Origin of the sequence: Emergencia sp. 1XD21-10, assembly GCF_009936045.1 — a bacterium.
Lineage (GTDB): Bacteria > Bacillota > Clostridia > Peptostreptococcales > Anaerovoracaceae > Senimuribacter > Senimuribacter intestinalis.
Genome location: NZ_QWEQ01000035.1, coordinates 1 through 18,434, shown reverse-complemented (window position 1 = coordinate 18,434; position 18,434 = coordinate 1). Strand labels below are relative to the sequence as shown.

The window sequence follows — 18,434 nt, the reverse complement described above, 5'->3', positions numbered from 1 at the left end:
TGTTACCTCCATTGACCGGGATATGTCTTAAGGTAAATATATCATAAAAATGTGAGAAAAGCAGTTTGTCAGAGTAAGTTCTATGTAAGTCTTTGCCATTTGAAATTCCAGTGATACGCAGAATTTATTTTGGCAAATAATATTTTTGAGAAAATATGTGACCAAACCTCCAAATTCACGTAATAGTAGTAAACGAGAATTTTGAGGTTTATTTTTTGAAAAAGATAATAGTGGAAGTATTGGTTTTCGCTATGTTCCTCTTATCATGAATGGAAGTTCGATGGATAGAATTTAGCAAGGAGGAAAAAAATGTTTAAGAGCTTTCGGTTTCTGTTGAAACTAATTTGGAAATATAATAAAAAATATGTCTTTTATGCTGCATCGTTTCAGTTGGTTACTGCATTGGTGCCGCTGCTTAGTGTGATTATGCCAAAGTATATCATTGATGAATTGACAGGGCAGCAGCGAATAGAGCAGTTGTTTGTATATGTGGGCATTCTCGTATTGACTAATTTTGTAGGAATGGCGCTACTTTCATTTTTACGTGGCGCTATGTTTACCTCCAAGATCAAAGTCCTTAATTCTTTTCAATGTATGATGGCAGAAAAACTAGTCACTTGCGATTTTGAATCTCTAGAAAATCCGGAATTCTTAGATATAAAGGAAAAAGCCCATAAGATTTTATATGCAGATGGGGATGGGTTTGGTATGGTCTTAGATTACGCATTTAACATCGTGGGTAAAGTTTTTGTCTTTGCCGGACTGATTGCTGTACTTAGCACGTTGAATGCCGGAATTGTATTTATTTTTGTCCTGCTAGTTCTGTTAAATAGTTTGGTGGAATCTCGCGTACAAAAGAAATATGTTTCATGGGATATGGAGAAAGCGCCGATAGAGCGCAGAACGATGTATCTTTTAAATGCCATTGAAAATTTTGAGTATGGGAAAGAAGAAAGAATTTATAATCTAAAGGATTTTCTGATCAGCAAAATCTCGAAATGCCTGGGAGAATCCGAAAAGTTTTATAAAAGACAGGTGCGGGTGATGAATAAATCTCAATATTTTACTGCCTTTACCTCTTTGATTCGAGAGGGGATTACTTACGGATATCTGATTGCTAAGGTGCTAAATCAACACATTCAAATAGGTTCATTTACGATGTATTTAGGTGCGGTATCACAGTTTTCAGCAGCGATGAATGATGTTATGTCTAGTATTATTGGCATTAGACGGTTTGGAATATACTATGAAGAATTGGATAGATATGTAAATATGCCTCAGAAAATGAGAACTGGTAAGGAATCTATTGATGATAGTGCATCAGAATACACGATTCAGTTTGAAAACGTATCTTTTAAATATCCCGGAGCAAGCACATATGCACTTAAAAATGTAAACATCACCATTTCTCCAGCTGAAAAGCTTTCCGTTGTCGGTGAAAATGGAGCGGGAAAAACAACTTTCGTAAAACTATTAACCAGGCTATATGAGCCGACAGAAGGAAGGATTCTTCTGAATGGAATTGATGTAAAAGAGATTGACTATGATGCATATCAAGGTCTAATGGCAGCGGTTTTTCAGGATTTCAGATTGTTTTCATTCACCTTGAAGGAAAATATCTGCTTCAATCAGGAGTGTGATGATGCAGAAATTGTTGATTGTCTGCGGCGCAGCGGTTTCGGCGATAAGCTGGAGAAACTTCCTAAAGGGATTTACACCAATGTTTACAAGAACTTTGAAGAAGATGGATTCGAGCCTTCGGGCGGTGAAGGACAGAAAATCGCTTTAGCGAGAGCTTTATTTAAGAATACGCCTGTCGTGATTCTGGATGAACCAACGGCTGCACTAGACCCGAGAGCAGAATACGAAATATATCAGAGTTTCAACGAGATGAGTAAGGATAAGACGACAATTTTTATCTCTCATCGCTTATCCAGCAGCAAATTCTGTGATAAAATCGCTGTTTTTGTGGGCGGGGAAATTGTAGAATACGGTTCCCATGACGAATTGTATCAGGCGAATCAACTGTATCGCGAATTATTTGATATGCAGGCGCAGTTTTATCAATCATAACCCCATATTGAGAAAGGAAACCGGATGAAGAAATCTCCTAACCAAAATCTATACCGCTGGATCGTCCGTCTGGTATTTTCCATCGACAAAAGAACCGTCGCTTTTTGGTTGACCCTAAACGGACTGTTGTGTATCCTGCCTGCCATAGCCCTTCTGTTGAATAAGCAGATACTGGCGGTGATCGCAGGTTTTTTGGATACGGGAACGGGCACATTTTCGGATGTGCTGCCGTATATTATTTTTTATGGAACGGTGCTGACTATAAGTGGATTGTCAGCTAGAATCAACAGCGGCTTTCTGTATTTTCGCATGTATGATTCCTATTATCTGGGTCTGCAGGAACTTTTGATGGATTTTTTTCAGAAAATGCCCATGGACATGCTGCTTCAGAAGGAAATCAATGATGAGTATAATGCGGTGATTCGGCGTGCGGGCGCACTTACGGATGTCACCAGTGCGGCCTGCGAACTTTTAGGAAAGGGCTGCGGTATACTGGCGCTGCTGGTGACTGCTGCCAGCGTATCTCCGTTTATTGCGCTGTTCATATTGTGCTATTTGGCGGTTTTATTATATTTGAATCATTGCATGACAAAGAAGCTGGAGGAGTTTGAGAGAAGTTACGCACCTGCAGAGCGGCGTCTTCGGGAGATTAAGCTGATTCCTATGCAGCCTAATGTGGCGAAGGAAATCAGAGTATACAAAAGCCAGAAGCGAATGCTGGATCAGTTCGATAAATACTACGATGAGGTGGAGCAGGCGGAACTTATTTATAATAGAAGCATTGGAAAAGCGGAAATCCTGAGCAATGTGTTTCTGTATCTGTTCATGGGAGGTATTTTACTATTTTGTCTGTGGGGTATTTTCAAGGGAAACATTACTGTGGAAGAGTTTATCATGCTGTTTACGCTTTGCGGAAGCCTTGGGGGATATGTAGCAGTAATTTCAAAGGGGTCCATCAATATGCACAGAGGGATTTTCGCTTTGAAACGACAGAAAGCCTTTATGGATATGGTGGAAGAAGAGGTTGCGCACAGGGAGAGGGATGCCATCCCTGCAGAAGAGTCTACAGAACCGGAGATTGCAATTGCTGCAGAAAATCTGTGCTTTGCATATAAAAATGACAGACAGGTGCTTTATGATATCAACCTGAAAATTCCTAAAGGGGAAATTGTAGCCCTTGTTGGAGAAAACGGCAGCGGAAAGTCCACACTGGTACAGGTGCTGATGGGAATTTATCCTCCGACCAGTGGACGGGTTTTTCATACGGGTACCATTGGCACCTTTTTTCAGGATTTCTATATTTTACATAAAACGGTGAGAGAAAATGTCGGCATGGGGAATATCGCGCATATAGAAAATCGGGGAATGGTGCGAGAAGCCATTGTAAAAGGCGGTGCGGAAAAGATGGTGGAAAGGCTGCCGCAGCAGATGGATACCCTTCTTCGTAAAGAAGTCTATCCTGAAGGCGTAGAATTATCCGGTGGAGAGCGACAGAAAATCGGGATTGCAAGAGCCTGTATGGGAACACATGATATTTTGATTTTAGATGAGCCGGCCTCAGCCCTTGACCCTATTGCAGAGCTGAAACAGTTTCAGCAGATTAAAGAAAATCTGGAGGGCAATACGGCAATTCTAATCAGTCATCGAATTGGATTTGCCCAGCTGGCGGACCGGATTCTTGTGTTAGACAAAGGCAGAATTGTAGAAGATGGAACTCACGAGATGCTGATGAAACAAAAGGGATTATACGCTGCGATGTATCAGCAGCAGGCGGCATGGTATCATAAGGAGAGCAACCGAGATGGAGAATAAGAAAGACAGACTTTCATTAAGCGATAATATCCGTGTCGTAAAAAAGGCATTGCAGCTCAGTATCCGAGTGAAGGGCTGGGATTCAATTTTAGTCAATGTGCTCGGGTGGTTTGCAGCCTTTCTTCCGGTTATAAGCGCAAGATATTTAGAACAGCTGACAAACCAGCTGTATCAGGCGGTTAGCGGAAATTCACCCGGATATCTTGAAAGCGAAATTATGTTTCTTTTTACAATGCTGATTGTGCTTTTCGTTGTGCAGGCTTTGTTTGATTGTCTGAGCGAGCACATGCTGCGCATAGATACGACCAGAACGGAACGATTTGTGGCACACACAATCATGGAATGCAAATGTAATGTGAAATTTCGCTATATCGAAAATAATGACGGCTTCCGACAAAAGCTGTCCTTTGTTGAGGAATACGCAGGCGAGTACACGGCAAGGAGCATGCAGGATTTAATTCTTAACGTGCAGAGAGTGATTGCAATTGCAAGCGTATCTTTGGAGCTTTTTCGCGTCAGCGGCGTGATTGTAGCGGCGGTATTTCTGACCTGTATTCCTGCGGCGGTGCTGTCCTATCTGCAAAGCGATGCGACCTATCACTTTAGAACAAAATGGATGCTGGAAGGTGATAGCGCTATTATGCAGTACTTGACCTGTGTGCGTTCCGAAGCGATGAAGGATATCAGGCATTTTAAGGCTTACCCTTACCTGAAAGCGGAATGGAAAAAGACTGCAAAGGAATACATAGAAAAAAAGGAAAGTCTGACGAGGAAGCATGTGAAGTATAACATGGCGGCAGATATTCTCCGCAATGCAGTTTATATTGTGATTTTAATTCTGGTGGGAAAGCAGATATATCTGCATCCGGAGGATGGCATCGGCGTTTTTGTGCTGGTGTTGACCTTATCGGGGCGTTTGCAAAGCCTCCTTGGCAGCCTGCTTGTATCTTTAATGGAGTTTGGACAGAATATTTCTTATATGAAAGATTTTTTTGATTTGCAGGAGCTTGGTGCGGAGGAAAAGAACAGCGCCGATCGTGGTTTTGAAGAGGTTTCCATTACATTTGATAAAGTGACTTTTTCTTATCCGGGGTCAAACAGAAAGGTGATTGACGACCTGTCTGTAAGGATTAAGGCAGGGGAGACTGTGGCAATTGTCGGCGAAAATGGAAGCGGTAAGAGCACTTTTATCAATTTGGTGATGGGTTTTTATACTCCGCAGCAGGGAGAAATTGCGGTAAATGGTGCGCCGTTAGATGAATTACAGATTAGCAAAATACGAAGATCTACTGCCGCTGTGTTTCAGGATTTTTGTCACTACGAAGGAACCCTTCGGGAAAATATTGAAGCTTCAGAAATGAATACCAAGATAGATGAGGACGCATTAGAGAGACTTCTTCAGGAAGCGAATATCAAGGAACTGGTTGACAGACAGCCTGGTGGGCTTGATGAAGAGATTGGTCAGTTCAGCAAGACTGGAAATAACCTGTCTGGTGGGCAGTGGCAGAGAGTCGCTCTGGCAAGGGCTCTGTATAGAAGAGATACAAAGCTTATGATTCTCGATGAGCCGACTGCAGCACTGGATCCGCTGGCAGAGGCGGAGCTATATAGGAATTTTGCAAAGATGACTGCAGGAAAGACGACCTTGCTAATTTCCCATCGCCTTGGAATTACTCATATGGTGGATCGGATTCTGGTTTTTTGTGAAGGAAAGCTGGTGGAAGATGGAACCCACGACAGCCTGATGGAAAAAGACGGATATTATGCAGAAATGTACCATGCGCAGGCACAGTGGTATCAAAAGGATGAAGCAGATGAGTAAGGTTAGAGCGAAGATGCAGACATATTCCTTGTTACTTAAGGCGTCACCTCATAGTAAATGCGCGGAAAATTTGGAAAAGAAGAAAACCTTAACCTATATTGCGATTTTTGAAAAAAAGTGTATAAAAAGCTGATCTTAAGATTTTACATATCTTGCGTCTTATGCAAGAATGTAAATAAACCTGCAAAAATCTTACGTAAAATGCAATATATCAGCAAAGCAGCAACGATAAATGGCTGTAAGGGTGACCGTTTAGTATATTTTTTCGATTGCGTTTATACATTTTTTTAGTATTTTTCAATCCTCGGTTAAGAATCGCTCATCTTCTTATACACTTTTTTCAAAGATGTCCGTTTTAGGTTAAAAATATTATGTTGATAGACCAGTTTTCAGATGAAAACCATTAAAATAAAGAAAAAGCAAGCGCTTTGTCTGGCGCTTTGGGGGAAACGCCGGCATGGGGCTTGCTTTTTAGCGATGGTTATCCTCTCTTTAAGAATGCGGTGATGCAGTGGATTGCACCGCGTCCCTTAATGATTTCGGAAACGTTAACCGTGATAACTTTGATGCCGTTGGCTTCAAGTAGCTCCTGCGCACGAGGGCTTCCCTCCGGCATAACGATAAGACCTGACTCCAGGGCTACGAAATTGCAGCAGAAGTTTTCGCGGACTTCCGTTCTTGATGGAACCTCCAGAATCTTGTAACCTTTCTTTTTCAGCATGTCTACAATATCATAAGGCACTTGTGATGCGTGGAGCATGATCACATCGTTGCTGGCAGGATTCATCAGACCATCAATGTGAATATTGCTGTAAGGCTGCTGCATATGCCAAACAGTAACGCCCATGCGTTCCAGCTCATGCTTCACCTGCTCATAGCCGCTTTGGTTACAGCGGCTTCCAGTAGAAACGACACAATTGTGGCGGTCAACCCACATGGCATTCGCGCCTTCAAACATACCGTCGCCGCTGACAGTCTTGATAATAGGTACGCCGATGTCGGATAATGCTTTTGCGATGTAACGCTCTTCACCGCGGCGGGCTGCCATACCCGGTCTTGTTAAAATTGCACCCTCCGGCGTCATAAAAACCAGGTCGCGGCAGAAAATTGCATTAGGACGATCTTCGCGTTGTTCTTCTACATAGTAGACTTTTACGCCGTGGTCGCGGTAGATATCTGCGAGTGCGTCATGCTGTGCACGCATTAATTCTACATCGATGGGTTCATCAGAAAAGCGAACCTCAGCAGCATTAAAGTTTTCTATTTCTTTACCCGGACGACGCATCAAAACTGCGCGCAGGGTATCTACTTCAGATGCTACACCAAAGTCTCCCCAGTACAGCGGCAGGTCTTCTTCAAATCCTGTTTCTTTTGGAAACCAGCGTTCGCCGGGAATCGCATCAATATCTATAAATTTGCTCATAGTTTTCCTCCTTTTATTTGTCTTCACTGCTTTATAATAAAAGCAATATTCATGCCAATATAGGCACAATGCAGTTTGTTTGCTGAAGGTATCTGAGGTTTGGTGATAAATGCGAAAAAAAGAAAAATTTTTTTTTGGCAGTGTATATATCGTCAAAAGATTCTATAATTATAGGAATTTTCATTGCAAAAACGTCAAAAAATCCTGGCGATCGAGTCAAAATTTTTTGACGTTTGTTTTGTTACTCTTTAAATTGAATATCGTATTTTAGCATCTTGTAGCTGAGTCCCTGTTTGGTGATACGGAGGGTTCTGGCAGCTTCTGAAAGGGATTTTGACTCTGCCAGAGTGTGAGTAATGATTTCTTTTTCAAAGGCGGCGGTCATCTCAGCAAGGGATTTCCCCTCAGGAAGCTTTGCGCCGTAAAAGGCTTGCAAAGGCGTCTTGGTATCGCTGCGCGTCAGATATCCCGGTAAATCCTGCATCTGAATAATGCGGGAAGAAATCAGATTATAAGCGCCCTCGATGATATTTTTCATTTCCCGCACATTGCCTGGCCACGTATAGTTTTGGAAAAGCTGTTCGACTTCTTCGGAAACGTCCATAACGTCTCTGTCCATTCTGGCATTGAAATAATCAAGGAAATAGCGTGTCAGCAGCTTTACATCGCCGGGACGGGCAGAAAGCGGCGGAATATCAAGACGCACAACGCTGAGTCTGTAAAAAAGGTCTTCCCGCAGTTTTTTGGCGCTGACACAGTTCTCAGGCGGCTCATTGACGGCGGAGACGACTTTGACGTCAATAGGAATCGGCTGCGTGCTGCCGATTCTGGTCACTTTCTTTTCTTCAATGACTTTCAAAAGCTTTGCCTGCATCCCCAGTTCCATAGAATTGATTTCGTCCAGAAATAGCGTACCGCCGTTGGCGACCTCAAAGAGCCCGGGACGGTTTTCTGCGCCGGTATAGCTGCCTTTCGTAGTGCCGAACAGAATACTTTCCAAAAGGGTTTCCGGAATAGCGGCGCAGTTTTGCGAAACAAAGCGTTTGGAACTTCGTTTTCCGGCAGTATGAATGGACTGGGCGATCAGTTCTTTTCCCGTACCAGTCTGCCCGTAGATTAAGACGGTAGAATCGGTTTCTGCAATGCGTTTAATTCGCTCTTTGATCTCTTTCATCTGCGGCGCACAGGTGATGATATCATCGACAGTATACAGCCGTATGGATTTCTCTTCTTTTTCCTGGGTGTGCTTCAGGGAAAGCGGGATGTCTTTGCGCTGCAGGTCGTCGTCAGCCCAGCGGGTCACCTCGGCAACGCCGATGACTTCATCGTTGTGTTTGATGGGAATGGTGGTATTAATACCGTTAAAAACCTGACCGGTCTTGATGGCTCGCATGGATTGATATTCGTTGTAAATCGGCTGTCCACTGCGCAGAACCCGGCAGATGCTGCTGGTTTCCTCTGTCAAATCGGGATAAAGCTCTAGAATGTGCATACCTCTGATATCTTCCTCACGCAGCCGGTTCAGATGAGGTCTGCGATTGACATAGTATTCGATGATTCCACTGCTGTTTGTGACGATAATGGCGTCTATATAGTTGAATACATTGAGAATTTGCTCTGCATAGCGTCTTAACATGATGAATCTCCCTTTCAATGTTTCTTACTTAAAATAGTAACCGATTGAATCTGCAATTGTCAACAAAAAGCCGCAGTATACAAATCACTGCGGCTTTTCGAAATCATATATTGAATTATGCGGTTTTTTCCGGCGTTCCAAATCGTTTCATATCGACTCTGTGAAGTACGAAAATCAGCACAAACAGAATGACTGCAGAGATCAGAAGTACACTCCAGCTGTTCATAAAACCGCTGATCAAGAAGCCGATCGCAGAAACAATTGCGCATACGAACCCATACGGCGTCTGCGTTTCGAAGTGATCGATATGGTCGCAGGCTGCCCCCATGGATGCCATAATAGTGGTGTCGGAAATCGGTGAAATGTGGTCGCCAAAGAGACCGCCGCTGACAACGGCGCCGATGGTAAGTGGGAGCGGAACGCCCATTGCCAGTGCCATTGGGAATGCAATCGGCATGAGAATTGCCATAGTTCCCCAGGAAGTACCGGTAGCCAGAGACATGACTGCACCGATGATAAATAGAAGAACTGGAAGCAGAGCCGGATTTAAGAATCCGCTGGTAACCTGCACCAGATAAGCAGCTGTACCGATGGCTTTGCAGCCGCTTCCAAGAGCCCATGCAAGCGTCAGAACCACCAGCATGTACATCATACCTTCCCAGCCTTTTTGCATGGTTCCCATACATTCTTTGAAGTTCATTACCTTTGTTCTGATGCAAAGGATAACAAGCAGTACTGTAGCCAGCAGGAAACCCCACATGATTGCTGTACGTGTAACGGTTCCGTCAATTGGCTCAAATGGGAAGCCGTGGCGGAACATTTCAACGAAGATGACGATCAGAAGCACTGCAATTGGCGCCAGCATTGTGCTCATCTTAGGGGTTACACCTTCCGGCAGCACAATTTGCTGTGTTTTTCTCATCGGCGTGGAGCCTTCTTTGAGAATTTTGCCTTCAAACTTTGCTCTGTTCTGTGCTTTCAGCATAGGACCAAAGTCCAGCTGTGTGATTGCCATAAATCCGCACATGATCAGTGTCAATACTGTGTAGAAGTTAAACGGAGCGGATGAGAGGAACAGGTCCCAGCCACTGCCTGAAATACCTGCAGCTTCTATTTCTACATCAATCAGTCCCATGATGTAGATACCGAAACCTACGATTGGCACCAGTGCGCAGATTGGAGAAGTGGTGCAGTCCAAAATGTATGCGAATTTTTCTCTGGAAACCTTGACTTTATCTCCGACCTTTTCGAAAATCGGTCCGATAATGAGGGAGTTTCCAAGGTCTGTAAACCAGATAAACAGACCGCTGAGCCACATAGCAGTTTCGCATTTTTGCCTGTTGTTTAACCCTTTGGTCACGACATTGGTAAATGCAAGTCCGCTGCCGGACTGTGTAATCAGTTCGGTAAATCCGCCTACTACGACTAACATGACCATGGACTGTGCATTGGTGGAATCTGCAACATTTGGGAATACCCAGTCCTGTAAGAGGGTAATACCAGCCTCATAAGGATTCCCGCCGCACGCCATAATGGCAGCTACGATAACAGCGATAACTAAAGAAATGATAACGTCTTTTGTATAGATTGCAAGCCCGATGGCCAGCAATGGTGGAATCAAAGATAAAATACCTAGTGAATCCATGGTAGCTCTCCTTTCTACTTTCAATACAGAAATAACGAGTTGATCAACTGCCATACTTATTATGCAACGAATGTGCCAAGTTTAAAGGCAGGACGGAGGGGGAGGTTGCCGACAAAAGGTTGGCACAAAATTTGCTTTTAATTTACAAAGAAGAATTGTAAAATAGATTCCGGAAGGGAGACAATGATGATATGGAACTGACGCTATTTTTACTGGTTATTTTTTCGACGAATTTGATTCAAGGTATTACTGGTTTTGCTGGAACGGTGCTGGCGATGCCTTTTGTAATTTTGCTGTATGGAATAGATGTGGCAAAACCGTCTCTGACGATTCTTGCTCTTTTGGCAGGACTGCTGATCGCAGTGCGGGGTTATAAAGACATCGTCTGGAAAGAGTTTTTTAAGATTCTGATTCTGATGTTTATAGGACTTTTCGCAGGGGAAGTGATTTATCAGTATTTGCAGACAGAAGTGCTGCTGCAAATCTTTGCTGCTTTTGTCATTCTCATTGCGCTGTCCGGTCTTTTTCAGAAGAAAGAGTACAATTTGCCGGAGCCTGCGCTGAATGTGATTCTGCTTTTGGCGGGAGTTATTCACGGTATGTTCGTATCCGGAGGACCGCTTTTGATTATTTATGCAGTGAAAAAGCTGCCTGACAAGCAGAATTTCCGAACGACCTTATCGATGATTTGGGTAGCGCTGGATATCTATTTGATTATCAAGCAGACCGGCGCTGGTTTGATGACAGCTTTCACACTGACGACTACTGCCTGGAGTGTTCCGGTGCTTTTAATCGGCGTTTATATTGGCAATCGCTTAGCTAAGAAGATGAGTCAGCAGGTTTTCTTGCGGCTGACCTATGTGCTGCTGCTAATCTCCGGTATTAGCCTTCTGGTATAGAAAAAAATTCTCCGCAATTTTGCTAATACTCTAACAAAAAGCTTTCTTTTCACTGCATTTTGTGCTATGATGATGGTGTAATCAATAGAGAATTTGCACTGGCCCCATTTTGTGAGTTAATTTTTGATGATTCACAAGATGTGGGCCTTTCCTTTAAGAAGGAAGAATTCGATGGAGTACAAAAGACAGAAAGGGAGGTACTGAATATGTATGACGGTACAGTAAAATGGTTTAATGCAGACAAGGGTTTTGGCTTTATCCAGGACGACAATGGCGGGGCAGATGTGTTTGTGCATTTCTCATCAATTGAAGGAGAGGGTTACAGAAATCTGGTAGAAGGACAGAAGGTTAGCTACGATGTAGAGCCTGATCCGAGAGACAGCCAGAGAGTGAGGGCAGTGAACGTAAGAGTAAAAGAAGCATAATAAATTAGAACATAATAAACCGGAGCGGAAATATCTGCCCCGGTTTTTTGTGCAGGGAATGGCGCTAGCGCCATATTAAAAAGGATTTTTTGAAATTATGGCGTGGGCTTGTTGGAAAACGCCATGTTTTGAACTGTTTTAAGAAGAACTGGCGCACAGTGTTGATATTTGTGCGGGGTATGAGCATAAAAGAGGGATTTTTATTGCAGGAGGGGTGGTTTTGTTTGAAGAAGTCGATGCTGTGTGCCATGTTGCAGTATTAAAGCTGTCAAATCTGGCACGCAGCGGAGTGCGCTCGCCATTTAAAGTAAAAAAGCTTACGAATGTGGCGGATTCTGAGTTGTGCCCGCCATAAATTACAAAGAAAGTATTTTAATGTGGCGTGCAAATGAAGTATGGCACACAGTGCGGTGCTCAGTGCCGAATCGTATTGATCATATGTACTTGTTAGTTGACTCTAACTTTTCCAGATGGTAAAATGATTCTATAACGATAGAAAAGAGTAGAAAGGAAGTCATATATATGACCTTAGACCAACTGAAAAAAGGTGAAAAAGCCAGGATTCTATCCGTGGGAGGAAGCGGCTCCCTGCGGCAGCATTTTCTCGACATGGGATTGATTCCGGGCAAGACCATTACATACATAAAAGCAGCGCCTATGGGCGATCCAATCGAGTATCGGATTTGGGGCTATGAGCTCACCTTAAGACTTTCCGATGCAAAGGAAATTCAGGTTGAACCGGCGGCCGATGGAGAAGAGGACGCAGGCAGTGCGCTGGTTGTTGACAAAGTTGAGCACCCGGGACTTGGGGAAATGGGAAAATACCATACTTCGCCTAAGGGTGCAGCGCTTTCAGAAGGCGAAATCCTGACCTTCGGACTTGCAGGAAATCAGAACTGCGGCAAGACGACTCTGTTCAATAGACTGACCGGCTCCAACCAGCACGTGGGAAATTTTCCAGGTGTGACGGTTGATCGAAAGGACGGGCAAATTGGCAAAATGAGCAACACGCTGGTAACGGATCTTCCAGGCATTTACTCCATGTCTCCCTATACCAGCGAAGAAATTGTGACCAGAGAATTTTTCTTAAACGATAAGCCAAAAGGAATTATCAACATTGTAGATGCGACTAATATTGAGCGAAATATGTATTTAACCCTGCAGCTGATTGAGCTGGATATTCCTATGGTTTTGGCACTGAACATGATGGATGAAGTGCATGCTAACGGCGGTACCATCAAGATTAACGAGTTGGAAGCAGCGCTGGGGATTCCGGTGATTCCGATTTCTGCTTCAAGAAACGAAGGAATTGAGGAACTGATCGATCATGCGCTCCATGTGGCAAAATTTCAGGAATGCCCGGGCAGAATGGATTTCTGTGATGCTGAGGGTGAAGACGGAGGTGCGCTCCACCGATGTCTCCACTCTATCATGCACCTTATTGAAGACCATGCAAAGGCAAAGGGGATTCCTGTTCGCTTTGCAGCCGGCAAACTGGTTGAAGGTGACAGGCTGATTCTGGAAAAGCTGGAACTGGATCAGAATGAACAGGAACTTTTAGAGCATATTATTTTGCAGCTGGAGAAAGAAAGCGGCATAGACAGAAATGCGGCCCTTGCTAATATGCGATTTACATTTATTGACAAAGTCTGTAAGGCAACTGTAGTGAAGCCAAGAGAGAGCCGTGAACATATGCGCAGTCAGTCTATAGACAGACTGCTTACCGGAAAGTTCACAGCGATTCCCAGCTTTATCGGGATTATGGCTCTGATTTTTTGGCTGACCTTCGGCGTGATCGGTGCATGGCTTTCTGATTTGATGGAATCGGGAATCGGCTGGCTGACTGATTTGGCGGATCAGGCTTTAATGGCAGCTGATATTAATCCGGTCATTCATTCTCTGGTGATTGACGGCGCTTTTGCAGGCGTGGGAAGTGTGCTCAGTTTCTTGCCGACTATCGTAACGTTGTTTTTCTTCCTGTCCTTTTTGGAGGATAGCGGATATATGGCACGTGTAGCCTTTGTTATGGACAAAATTCTGCGAAAGCTGGGGTTGTCCGGGCGAAGCTTTGTACCGATGATTATCGGATTTGGCTGTACGGTACCTGCCATCATGGCGACCCGAACCTTGCCTTCTGAGCGGGACCGCAAAATGACCATCATGCTGACGCCATTTATGAGCTGCTCTGCAAAGCTGCCTATTTATGGACTTTTGACGGCAGCCTTTTTTCCGAAACACGGGGCGGTGGTTATGACATTGATGTACTTTACTGGCATTATCGTGGCAGTGCTCTATGCGCTGATTTTGGGAAATACCAAGTTTAAAGGCGAGCCAGTGCCTTTTGTGATGGAACTGCCCAACTATCGTTTTCCGGGACTGAAAAGCGTAGGAAGACTGATTTGGGACAAAGCGAAGGACTTCATAACAAGAGCTTTTACGGTGATTTTTGTGGCTACACTGATTATTTGGTTCCTGCAGACTTTTGACAGTCATCTCAATGTGGTCAGCAGTTCTCATGACAGCCTGCTTGCCATGGTCGGCGGCTTTATTGCGCCGATTTTTGTACCGCTGGGCTTTGGAGATTGGAGGGTTTCTACGGCGCTAATTACAGGATTTACGGCAAAGGAAAGTGTAGTCAGCACTATGACGGTGCTGCTTGGCAGCGGCGTGGATGCGCTTACGACTATGTTTACTCCGCTGACTGCTGTAGTATTTCTGGTATTTACGCTGCTCTATACGCCGTGTGTTGCGGCAATCGGTGCTGTGCGTAAGGAACTGGGCGGCAAATGGGCATTTGCTATCGTAGTACTGCAGTGTATGGTGGCATGGGTTGTCGCCTTTGCTGTCAATGTGGTTGGCGGTTTGTTAATAGGATAGGACGTGAAAGGAGAAGCCTTGATGAAGAAAAAGAAGATTGGCGCAGATTTTTTTGCGGAGTTTACAAATCTATGTGGGTTTGAGAGAAAAGAAACGGAAATTTTGTATACTAAATCAAAGACGGTTGGAAACGGATACGAGACGGATTTGTGGCTTTTGGACACGGAGACGGAGGAGTCCCGCAAGGTGCTTGATAATGTGAAGTTTGACCTGTACCGCTGGGATGGCGAGGAGATTATCTTTACAGCGCTCCTTGCTGAAGAGGATATTGCCCTTGCGGACAAAGGCGTACCGCTGACCTGCTTTTACCGTCTGAATCCTGCAACCGGCAGGCGTACCTTGCTTATGAAAGTTTACAAAAATATATTGGATTTCCACAAGATTGATGAGAATCGATATGTGCTGCTTTGCGACGATTCTCTTCACGAAGATGCCTATCTGAAAAAAGCTGGCGGCGATGTGCAGCGTTTTGCGGAGATAAAAGAAGAGGAATCGGACTACTTTATTGCAGAGGAAGTGCCGTTTTGGTACAATGGCGTGGGCTATTGCGACGGTGCAAGGGGCAGGATGTTTTTGTGGGAGAATGGCGAGCTGACGCAGATTTCACCGGACAGTCTTTCTGTAACGGGTATGAAAGGATGGCGCAGTCAATATGTGGTTTACTTCGGCATGGCGTCTGGCGGCGTGCAGAATACCACGGGCAGGCTGTATCGCTATGATATCCAGAGTAAGGCAGTGACGGCGCTGGATGAGTCGGACACTTATGTGTATACCTATGTGGATACTCTATCCGATGATGAAATTTTCGTCTGCCGAAACGATCGAAAGCTTCACGGGGAGTATCAGGACGAATATATTGATTTGCTGAATTTGAAGGATGGAAGCTATCTGCGAAAAAATTCGCTGGGCGATTATCATATTTATGACAGCGTGGTCTGTGATGTTATTTACAAAAGCGGTTATCTGAACAAGCTGACCAGAGTCAGCGGCGGAACTTACTTTATCGCTTTGGATAAGGAGTCCTCCAGGCTTTTCTACTGGGCGGACGAGGAGGAACTTCCTGTTGCGGTGATAAAAGAAAAGGGCAAGCTTTTGGATTACGAAATCGTAGGCGAGAAAATCTACACGATTGCCGTACGCGGTCTTGGAGGCACGGAGCTTTATGTACAGGAGCTTTCGGGCAAAACCTGCGGCGGCGTGGAGCGTTGTCTGTCTTCTGAAAATACTCATTTGGAGGAGGCATACGAATATGCTTCTGTGGAGTATCTGCCTTATGTCAACGGCGAAGGTGTGGAGCTACAGGGCTGGTATTTGAAACCGGCAGGATTTGAGGAAGGAAAGAAGTATCCGACGGTGCTGTTTATTCACGGCGGTCCGCAGGTGGCTTATGGAGAAGTGTTTAACCTGGACATGCAGTATTTTGCAGCGCTGGGATACGGCGTAATTTATTGCAATCCTACTGGTTCTGAGGGACGTGGCGGTGACTTTGGCGATATTCGTATGCGCTACGGCACCATCGACTATGAGGATTTGGTGGGCTTTGCCCGTTATGCGGCAAAGAGCTTACCTTGGGTGGATGAAACTCGTCTCGGTGTAACCGGCGGCTCTTACGGAGGGATTATGACCAACTGGATTATCGGTCATACTGATCTGTTTAAGTCGGCGATTTCCGACAGGAGTTCAGCCAACAATATCAGCGATTTTGGTATGTCGGATATCGGGGTATCCTTTGCGCTGGATACTTATGAGACGACGCCATGGGGGAATTTGGATTTTTTGTGGGATTCATCTCCTCTGAAATATGCGCCGAATATTAAGACGCCAACCCTTTGGATTCACGGCATGGACGACTACAGATGCACCGTCGATAATGCGCTGCAAATGCACGCAGCTTTGACTTATTTCGGAGTTCCCTCAAAGGTAGTCGGCTTTAAGGGCGAGCATCACGGTATGAGCAGAACTGGAAAGCCGAAGCACAGAGTGCGCAGGCTGGAAGAGATGAGAGACTGGTTTGATAAATATTTAAAATAAAATGCTGGTGGCAGCGGCGCACCCGGGCAGATGAGCAGACATCTGACCGGGTGCGTTTTTTGTGTGGGAATATTGAATTGGATATTTCCAATTTTTGACTTTTTAGGCAAAACATGTTGTCTGATTGCGATGATTGGGATATAATGGAATCATAGCAAAAAAATTACAAATCAAAATAAAGGAGGAAGGATATGACAGAAAATAAGTGGAGGTCAGCGGCAGAACCCAAGAGAACCTATCAGGACAGCATCTTTCGCATGCTGTTTTCAGATAAAGAAAACGCCATTGAACTTTTTAATGCACTGGAAGGAACCGACTACGGTCCCGATACTGAGATTCGTTTTATGACCCTGGATGATGTTATCTACCATGGAATTAAAAACGACCTGAGCTATGAAATTGCAGTTGCATATCTAGTGTTTGGAGAACAGCAGAGCACTATATCTGCGAATATTCCCCTGCGTATGCTTCGATATTTGGCTAATAATATCACAATATTGCTGGACAGCAGAGAACTATTTAAGCAAGGGCAGGTGAAAATTCCGACGCCGCAGTTTTTTGTTATCTACACGGGAAACGAACCATGGGACGTGGACGAACTGAGATTATCATCCAGCTTCATGGGAGAACCTAAAGAAAATTCCATAGAATTAGTAGTAAAAGTCATCAAAGTGGTGTACAATGAGGGAGAAGAGGAGGAAGCGAGACGAAACCCTGTCCTGCAGCGAAGTGCAAAGCTGAGAGAATATGGAATTCTTGTCCGATATGTGAAAGAAGGTCTTGCAGAAGGAAAGGGCAGAAAAGAAGCAGTAGATGCTGCCATAGAGCGCTGCCTCAAAGAAAACATCTTGGCGGATTTTTTGAGAAACCATAGTGCGGAGGTGGAAAAGATGGCATGGCGGAGTATAACCATGGAAGAATTCATAGAAATCAGAGCAGAGGAGGCGGCGGAGATAGCAGCAGCTAAAGCAGCAGCTGAGGCCGCAGAGAAAGCGACTAAAGAGACTACAGAGCGAGTGACAAAAGAGGTCACCAGGAGTGTCACCGAAGAGGTCACAAAAGAGGTCACAAAAGAAGTCACGAAAGAAGTCACTGAAGAGGTCACGAAAGAAGCAATTCGAATCTTAATCGCAGATAATTTGGAAGAGGGCAAGAGCAAAGAGCAGATCATAGAGAAGCTGAAGCGGTATTATGCCTTAACTGAAGAAGAATCTGCTGCATGCATCGACGAGATAGGAACTGCCTAGTAGAGCAAGGAGAGAAGAATCAGAGCGGGAAGACCTGTTTTCTGGTTCTTTTTTTGTTTGCTCGCCATGGTCGGGCTCTAATGGGTGAAAGGCCGGGATTTCTCGATCTTTCGGTCAACACCCTCTTTAAGCAGTTAATCTAATAGAAAAAGAATCAAGATATGCCCATAATTTGCCCCGCGCCAATTTTGGGCTTGATTTCTGTATACATGGCGCGGACCTATGAGGAAGTGCCATGTAGAAAAGATTTTTTAGAAAAAATGGCGGCGGCAGAAAGGAATGCAGACAGATAGCCGGAAAAACTTTAGCGTCCTACAGTAAAATATCAAAAAAGCGGATATCAGGCAGCAGGTGCGCGCCAGTTTTTTAGAAAATGAATCCCAATATGGCGTTTGGCGGATGGCTGGCGCCATGTATACAAAAAAACGCTTAGAAGATGGCGGTTTTCATGGGGTGAGCGCCGGATATCCAAAAAAATCTTGAGATTATGGCGCGCCGGTTTCTCTGCAGCACAGGCTATTACATATTAATCATATTAAATCAG

Annotated in this window: 12 protein-coding genes; 9 read left to right on the top strand and 3 right to left on the bottom strand. The window is 44.5% G+C overall.

The genetic code is table 11. From position 1 onward, the window contains the following. Positions 1-309 precede the first annotated feature (309 nt). The 3 genes from D1151_RS15235 to D1151_RS15225 are packed head-to-tail and all read left to right on the top strand — an operon-like array spanning position 310 to position 5,707. Positions 310-2,073: an ABC transporter ATP-binding protein gene (locus D1151_RS15235; RefSeq protein WP_161909457.1), complete on the top strand. Its 1,764-nt coding sequence runs from the start codon at positions 310-312 to the stop codon at positions 2,071-2,073. 24 nt (positions 2,074-2,097) lie between these two features. Next, positions 2,098-3,885 carry an ABC transporter ATP-binding protein gene (locus tag D1151_RS15230; protein WP_161909456.1) on the top strand — a complete coding sequence of 596 codons (1,788 nt, stop codon included), beginning with the start codon at positions 2,098-2,100 and terminating at the stop codon, positions 3,883-3,885. After that, entirely contained in the window at positions 3,875-5,707 is a 1,833-nt protein-coding gene (locus D1151_RS15225; RefSeq protein ID WP_161909455.1) for an ABC transporter ATP-binding protein, read from the top strand. Before D1151_RS15230 ends, D1151_RS15225 begins: the two co-directional genes overlap by 11 nt. Positions 5,708-6,188: 481 nt before the next feature. Here the strand turns inward: D1151_RS15225 and D1151_RS15220 are convergent, their stop codons facing one another. The 3 genes from D1151_RS15220 to D1151_RS15210 all read right to left on the bottom strand — a co-directional run bounded on the left by D1151_RS15220 (position 6,189) and on the right by D1151_RS15210 (position 10,411). Further along, positions 6,189-7,130 carry a dimethylarginine dimethylaminohydrolase family protein gene (locus D1151_RS15220; RefSeq protein ID WP_161909454.1) on the bottom strand — a complete coding sequence of 314 codons (942 nt, stop codon included), beginning with the start codon at positions 7,128-7,130 and terminating at the stop codon, positions 6,189-6,191. Positions 7,131-7,371: 241 nt separating this feature from the next. After that, on the bottom strand, positions 7,372-8,766 hold the full coding sequence (locus tag D1151_RS15215) for a sigma-54-dependent Fis family transcriptional regulator (RefSeq protein ID WP_161909453.1): 1,395 nt from the start codon (positions 8,764-8,766) through the stop codon (positions 7,372-7,374). Positions 8,767-8,881: 115 nt separating this feature from the next. Continuing rightward, the gene (locus tag D1151_RS15210; protein ID WP_161909452.1) at positions 8,882-10,411 is read right to left on the bottom strand and encodes a Na+/H+ antiporter NhaC family protein; all 1,530 of its coding nucleotides are present in this window, start codon (positions 10,409-10,411) and stop codon (positions 8,882-8,884) included. 191 nt (positions 10,412-10,602) lie between these two features. Here D1151_RS15210 and D1151_RS15205 point away from each other — a divergent pair, with 191 nt between their 5' ends. The 6 genes from D1151_RS15205 (at position 10,603) to D1151_RS15185 (ending at position 17,890) form a co-directional block, all read left to right on the top strand. After that, positions 10,603-11,310 carry a sulfite exporter TauE/SafE family protein gene (locus tag D1151_RS15205; RefSeq protein ID WP_161909451.1) on the top strand — a complete coding sequence of 236 codons (708 nt, stop codon included), beginning with the start codon at positions 10,603-10,605 and terminating at the stop codon, positions 11,308-11,310. Between the two features lie 206 nt (positions 11,311-11,516). After that, positions 11,517-11,735 (top strand): cold-shock protein, encoded by a 219-nt coding sequence (locus tag D1151_RS15200; RefSeq protein ID WP_160203232.1) that lies wholly within the window; start codon positions 11,517-11,519, stop codon positions 11,733-11,735. Positions 11,736-11,955: 220 nt separating this feature from the next. Further along, a complete protein-coding gene (locus D1151_RS17090) occupies positions 11,956-12,090 on the top strand; it encodes a hypothetical protein (RefSeq protein ID WP_275557753.1) in 135 nt (44 codons plus the stop codon). A gap of 167 nt (positions 12,091-12,257) precedes the next feature. Next, positions 12,258-14,612, top strand: a complete 2,355-nt coding sequence (gene feoB, locus D1151_RS15195) for a ferrous iron transport protein B (RefSeq protein WP_161909450.1) — start codon at positions 12,258-12,260, stop codon at positions 14,610-14,612. 21 nt (positions 14,613-14,633) lie between these two features. Then, the gene (locus D1151_RS15190; RefSeq protein WP_161909449.1) at positions 14,634-16,643 is read left to right on the top strand and encodes a S9 family peptidase; all 2,010 of its coding nucleotides are present in this window, start codon (positions 14,634-14,636) and stop codon (positions 16,641-16,643) included. Between the two features lie 191 nt (positions 16,644-16,834). Beyond that, positions 16,835-17,890, top strand: a complete 1,056-nt coding sequence (locus D1151_RS15185; protein WP_161909448.1) for a hypothetical protein — start codon at positions 16,835-16,837, stop codon at positions 17,888-17,890. Positions 17,891-18,434: the final 544 nt, after the last annotated feature.

Excerpts from the sequence above, each read along its gene's own strand:
- D1151_RS15230 (WP_161909456.1), top strand. The coding sequence starts at position 2,098 with ATGAAGAAATCTCCTAACCAAAATCTATACCGCTGGATCGTCCGTCTG.
- D1151_RS15190 (WP_161909449.1), top strand. The coding sequence starts at position 14,634 with ATGAAGAAAAAGAAGATTGGCGCAGATTTTTTTGCGGAGTTTACAAAT.
- D1151_RS15215 (WP_161909453.1), bottom strand. The coding sequence starts at position 8,766 with ATGTTAAGACGCTATGCAGAGCAAATTCTCAATGTATTCAACTATATA.
- D1151_RS15210 (WP_161909452.1), bottom strand. The coding sequence starts at position 10,411 with ATGGATTCACTAGGTATTTTATCTTTGATTCCACCATTGCTGGCCATC.
- D1151_RS15200 (WP_160203232.1), top strand. The coding sequence starts at position 11,517 with ATGTATGACGGTACAGTAAAATGGTTTAATGCAGACAAGGGTTTTGGC.
- D1151_RS15225 (WP_161909455.1), top strand. The coding sequence starts at position 3,875 with ATGGAGAATAAGAAAGACAGACTTTCATTAAGCGATAATATCCGTGTC.
- D1151_RS15185 (WP_161909448.1), top strand. The coding sequence starts at position 16,835 with ATGACAGAAAATAAGTGGAGGTCAGCGGCAGAACCCAAGAGAACCTAT.
- feoB (WP_161909450.1), top strand. The coding sequence starts at position 12,258 with ATGACCTTAGACCAACTGAAAAAAGGTGAAAAAGCCAGGATTCTATCC.
- D1151_RS15205 (WP_161909451.1), top strand. The coding sequence starts at position 10,603 with ATGGAACTGACGCTATTTTTACTGGTTATTTTTTCGACGAATTTGATT.
- D1151_RS15220 (WP_161909454.1), bottom strand. The coding sequence starts at position 7,130 with ATGAGCAAATTTATAGATATTGATGCGATTCCCGGCGAACGCTGGTTT.
- D1151_RS15235 (WP_161909457.1), top strand. The coding sequence starts at position 310 with ATGTTTAAGAGCTTTCGGTTTCTGTTGAAACTAATTTGGAAATATAAT.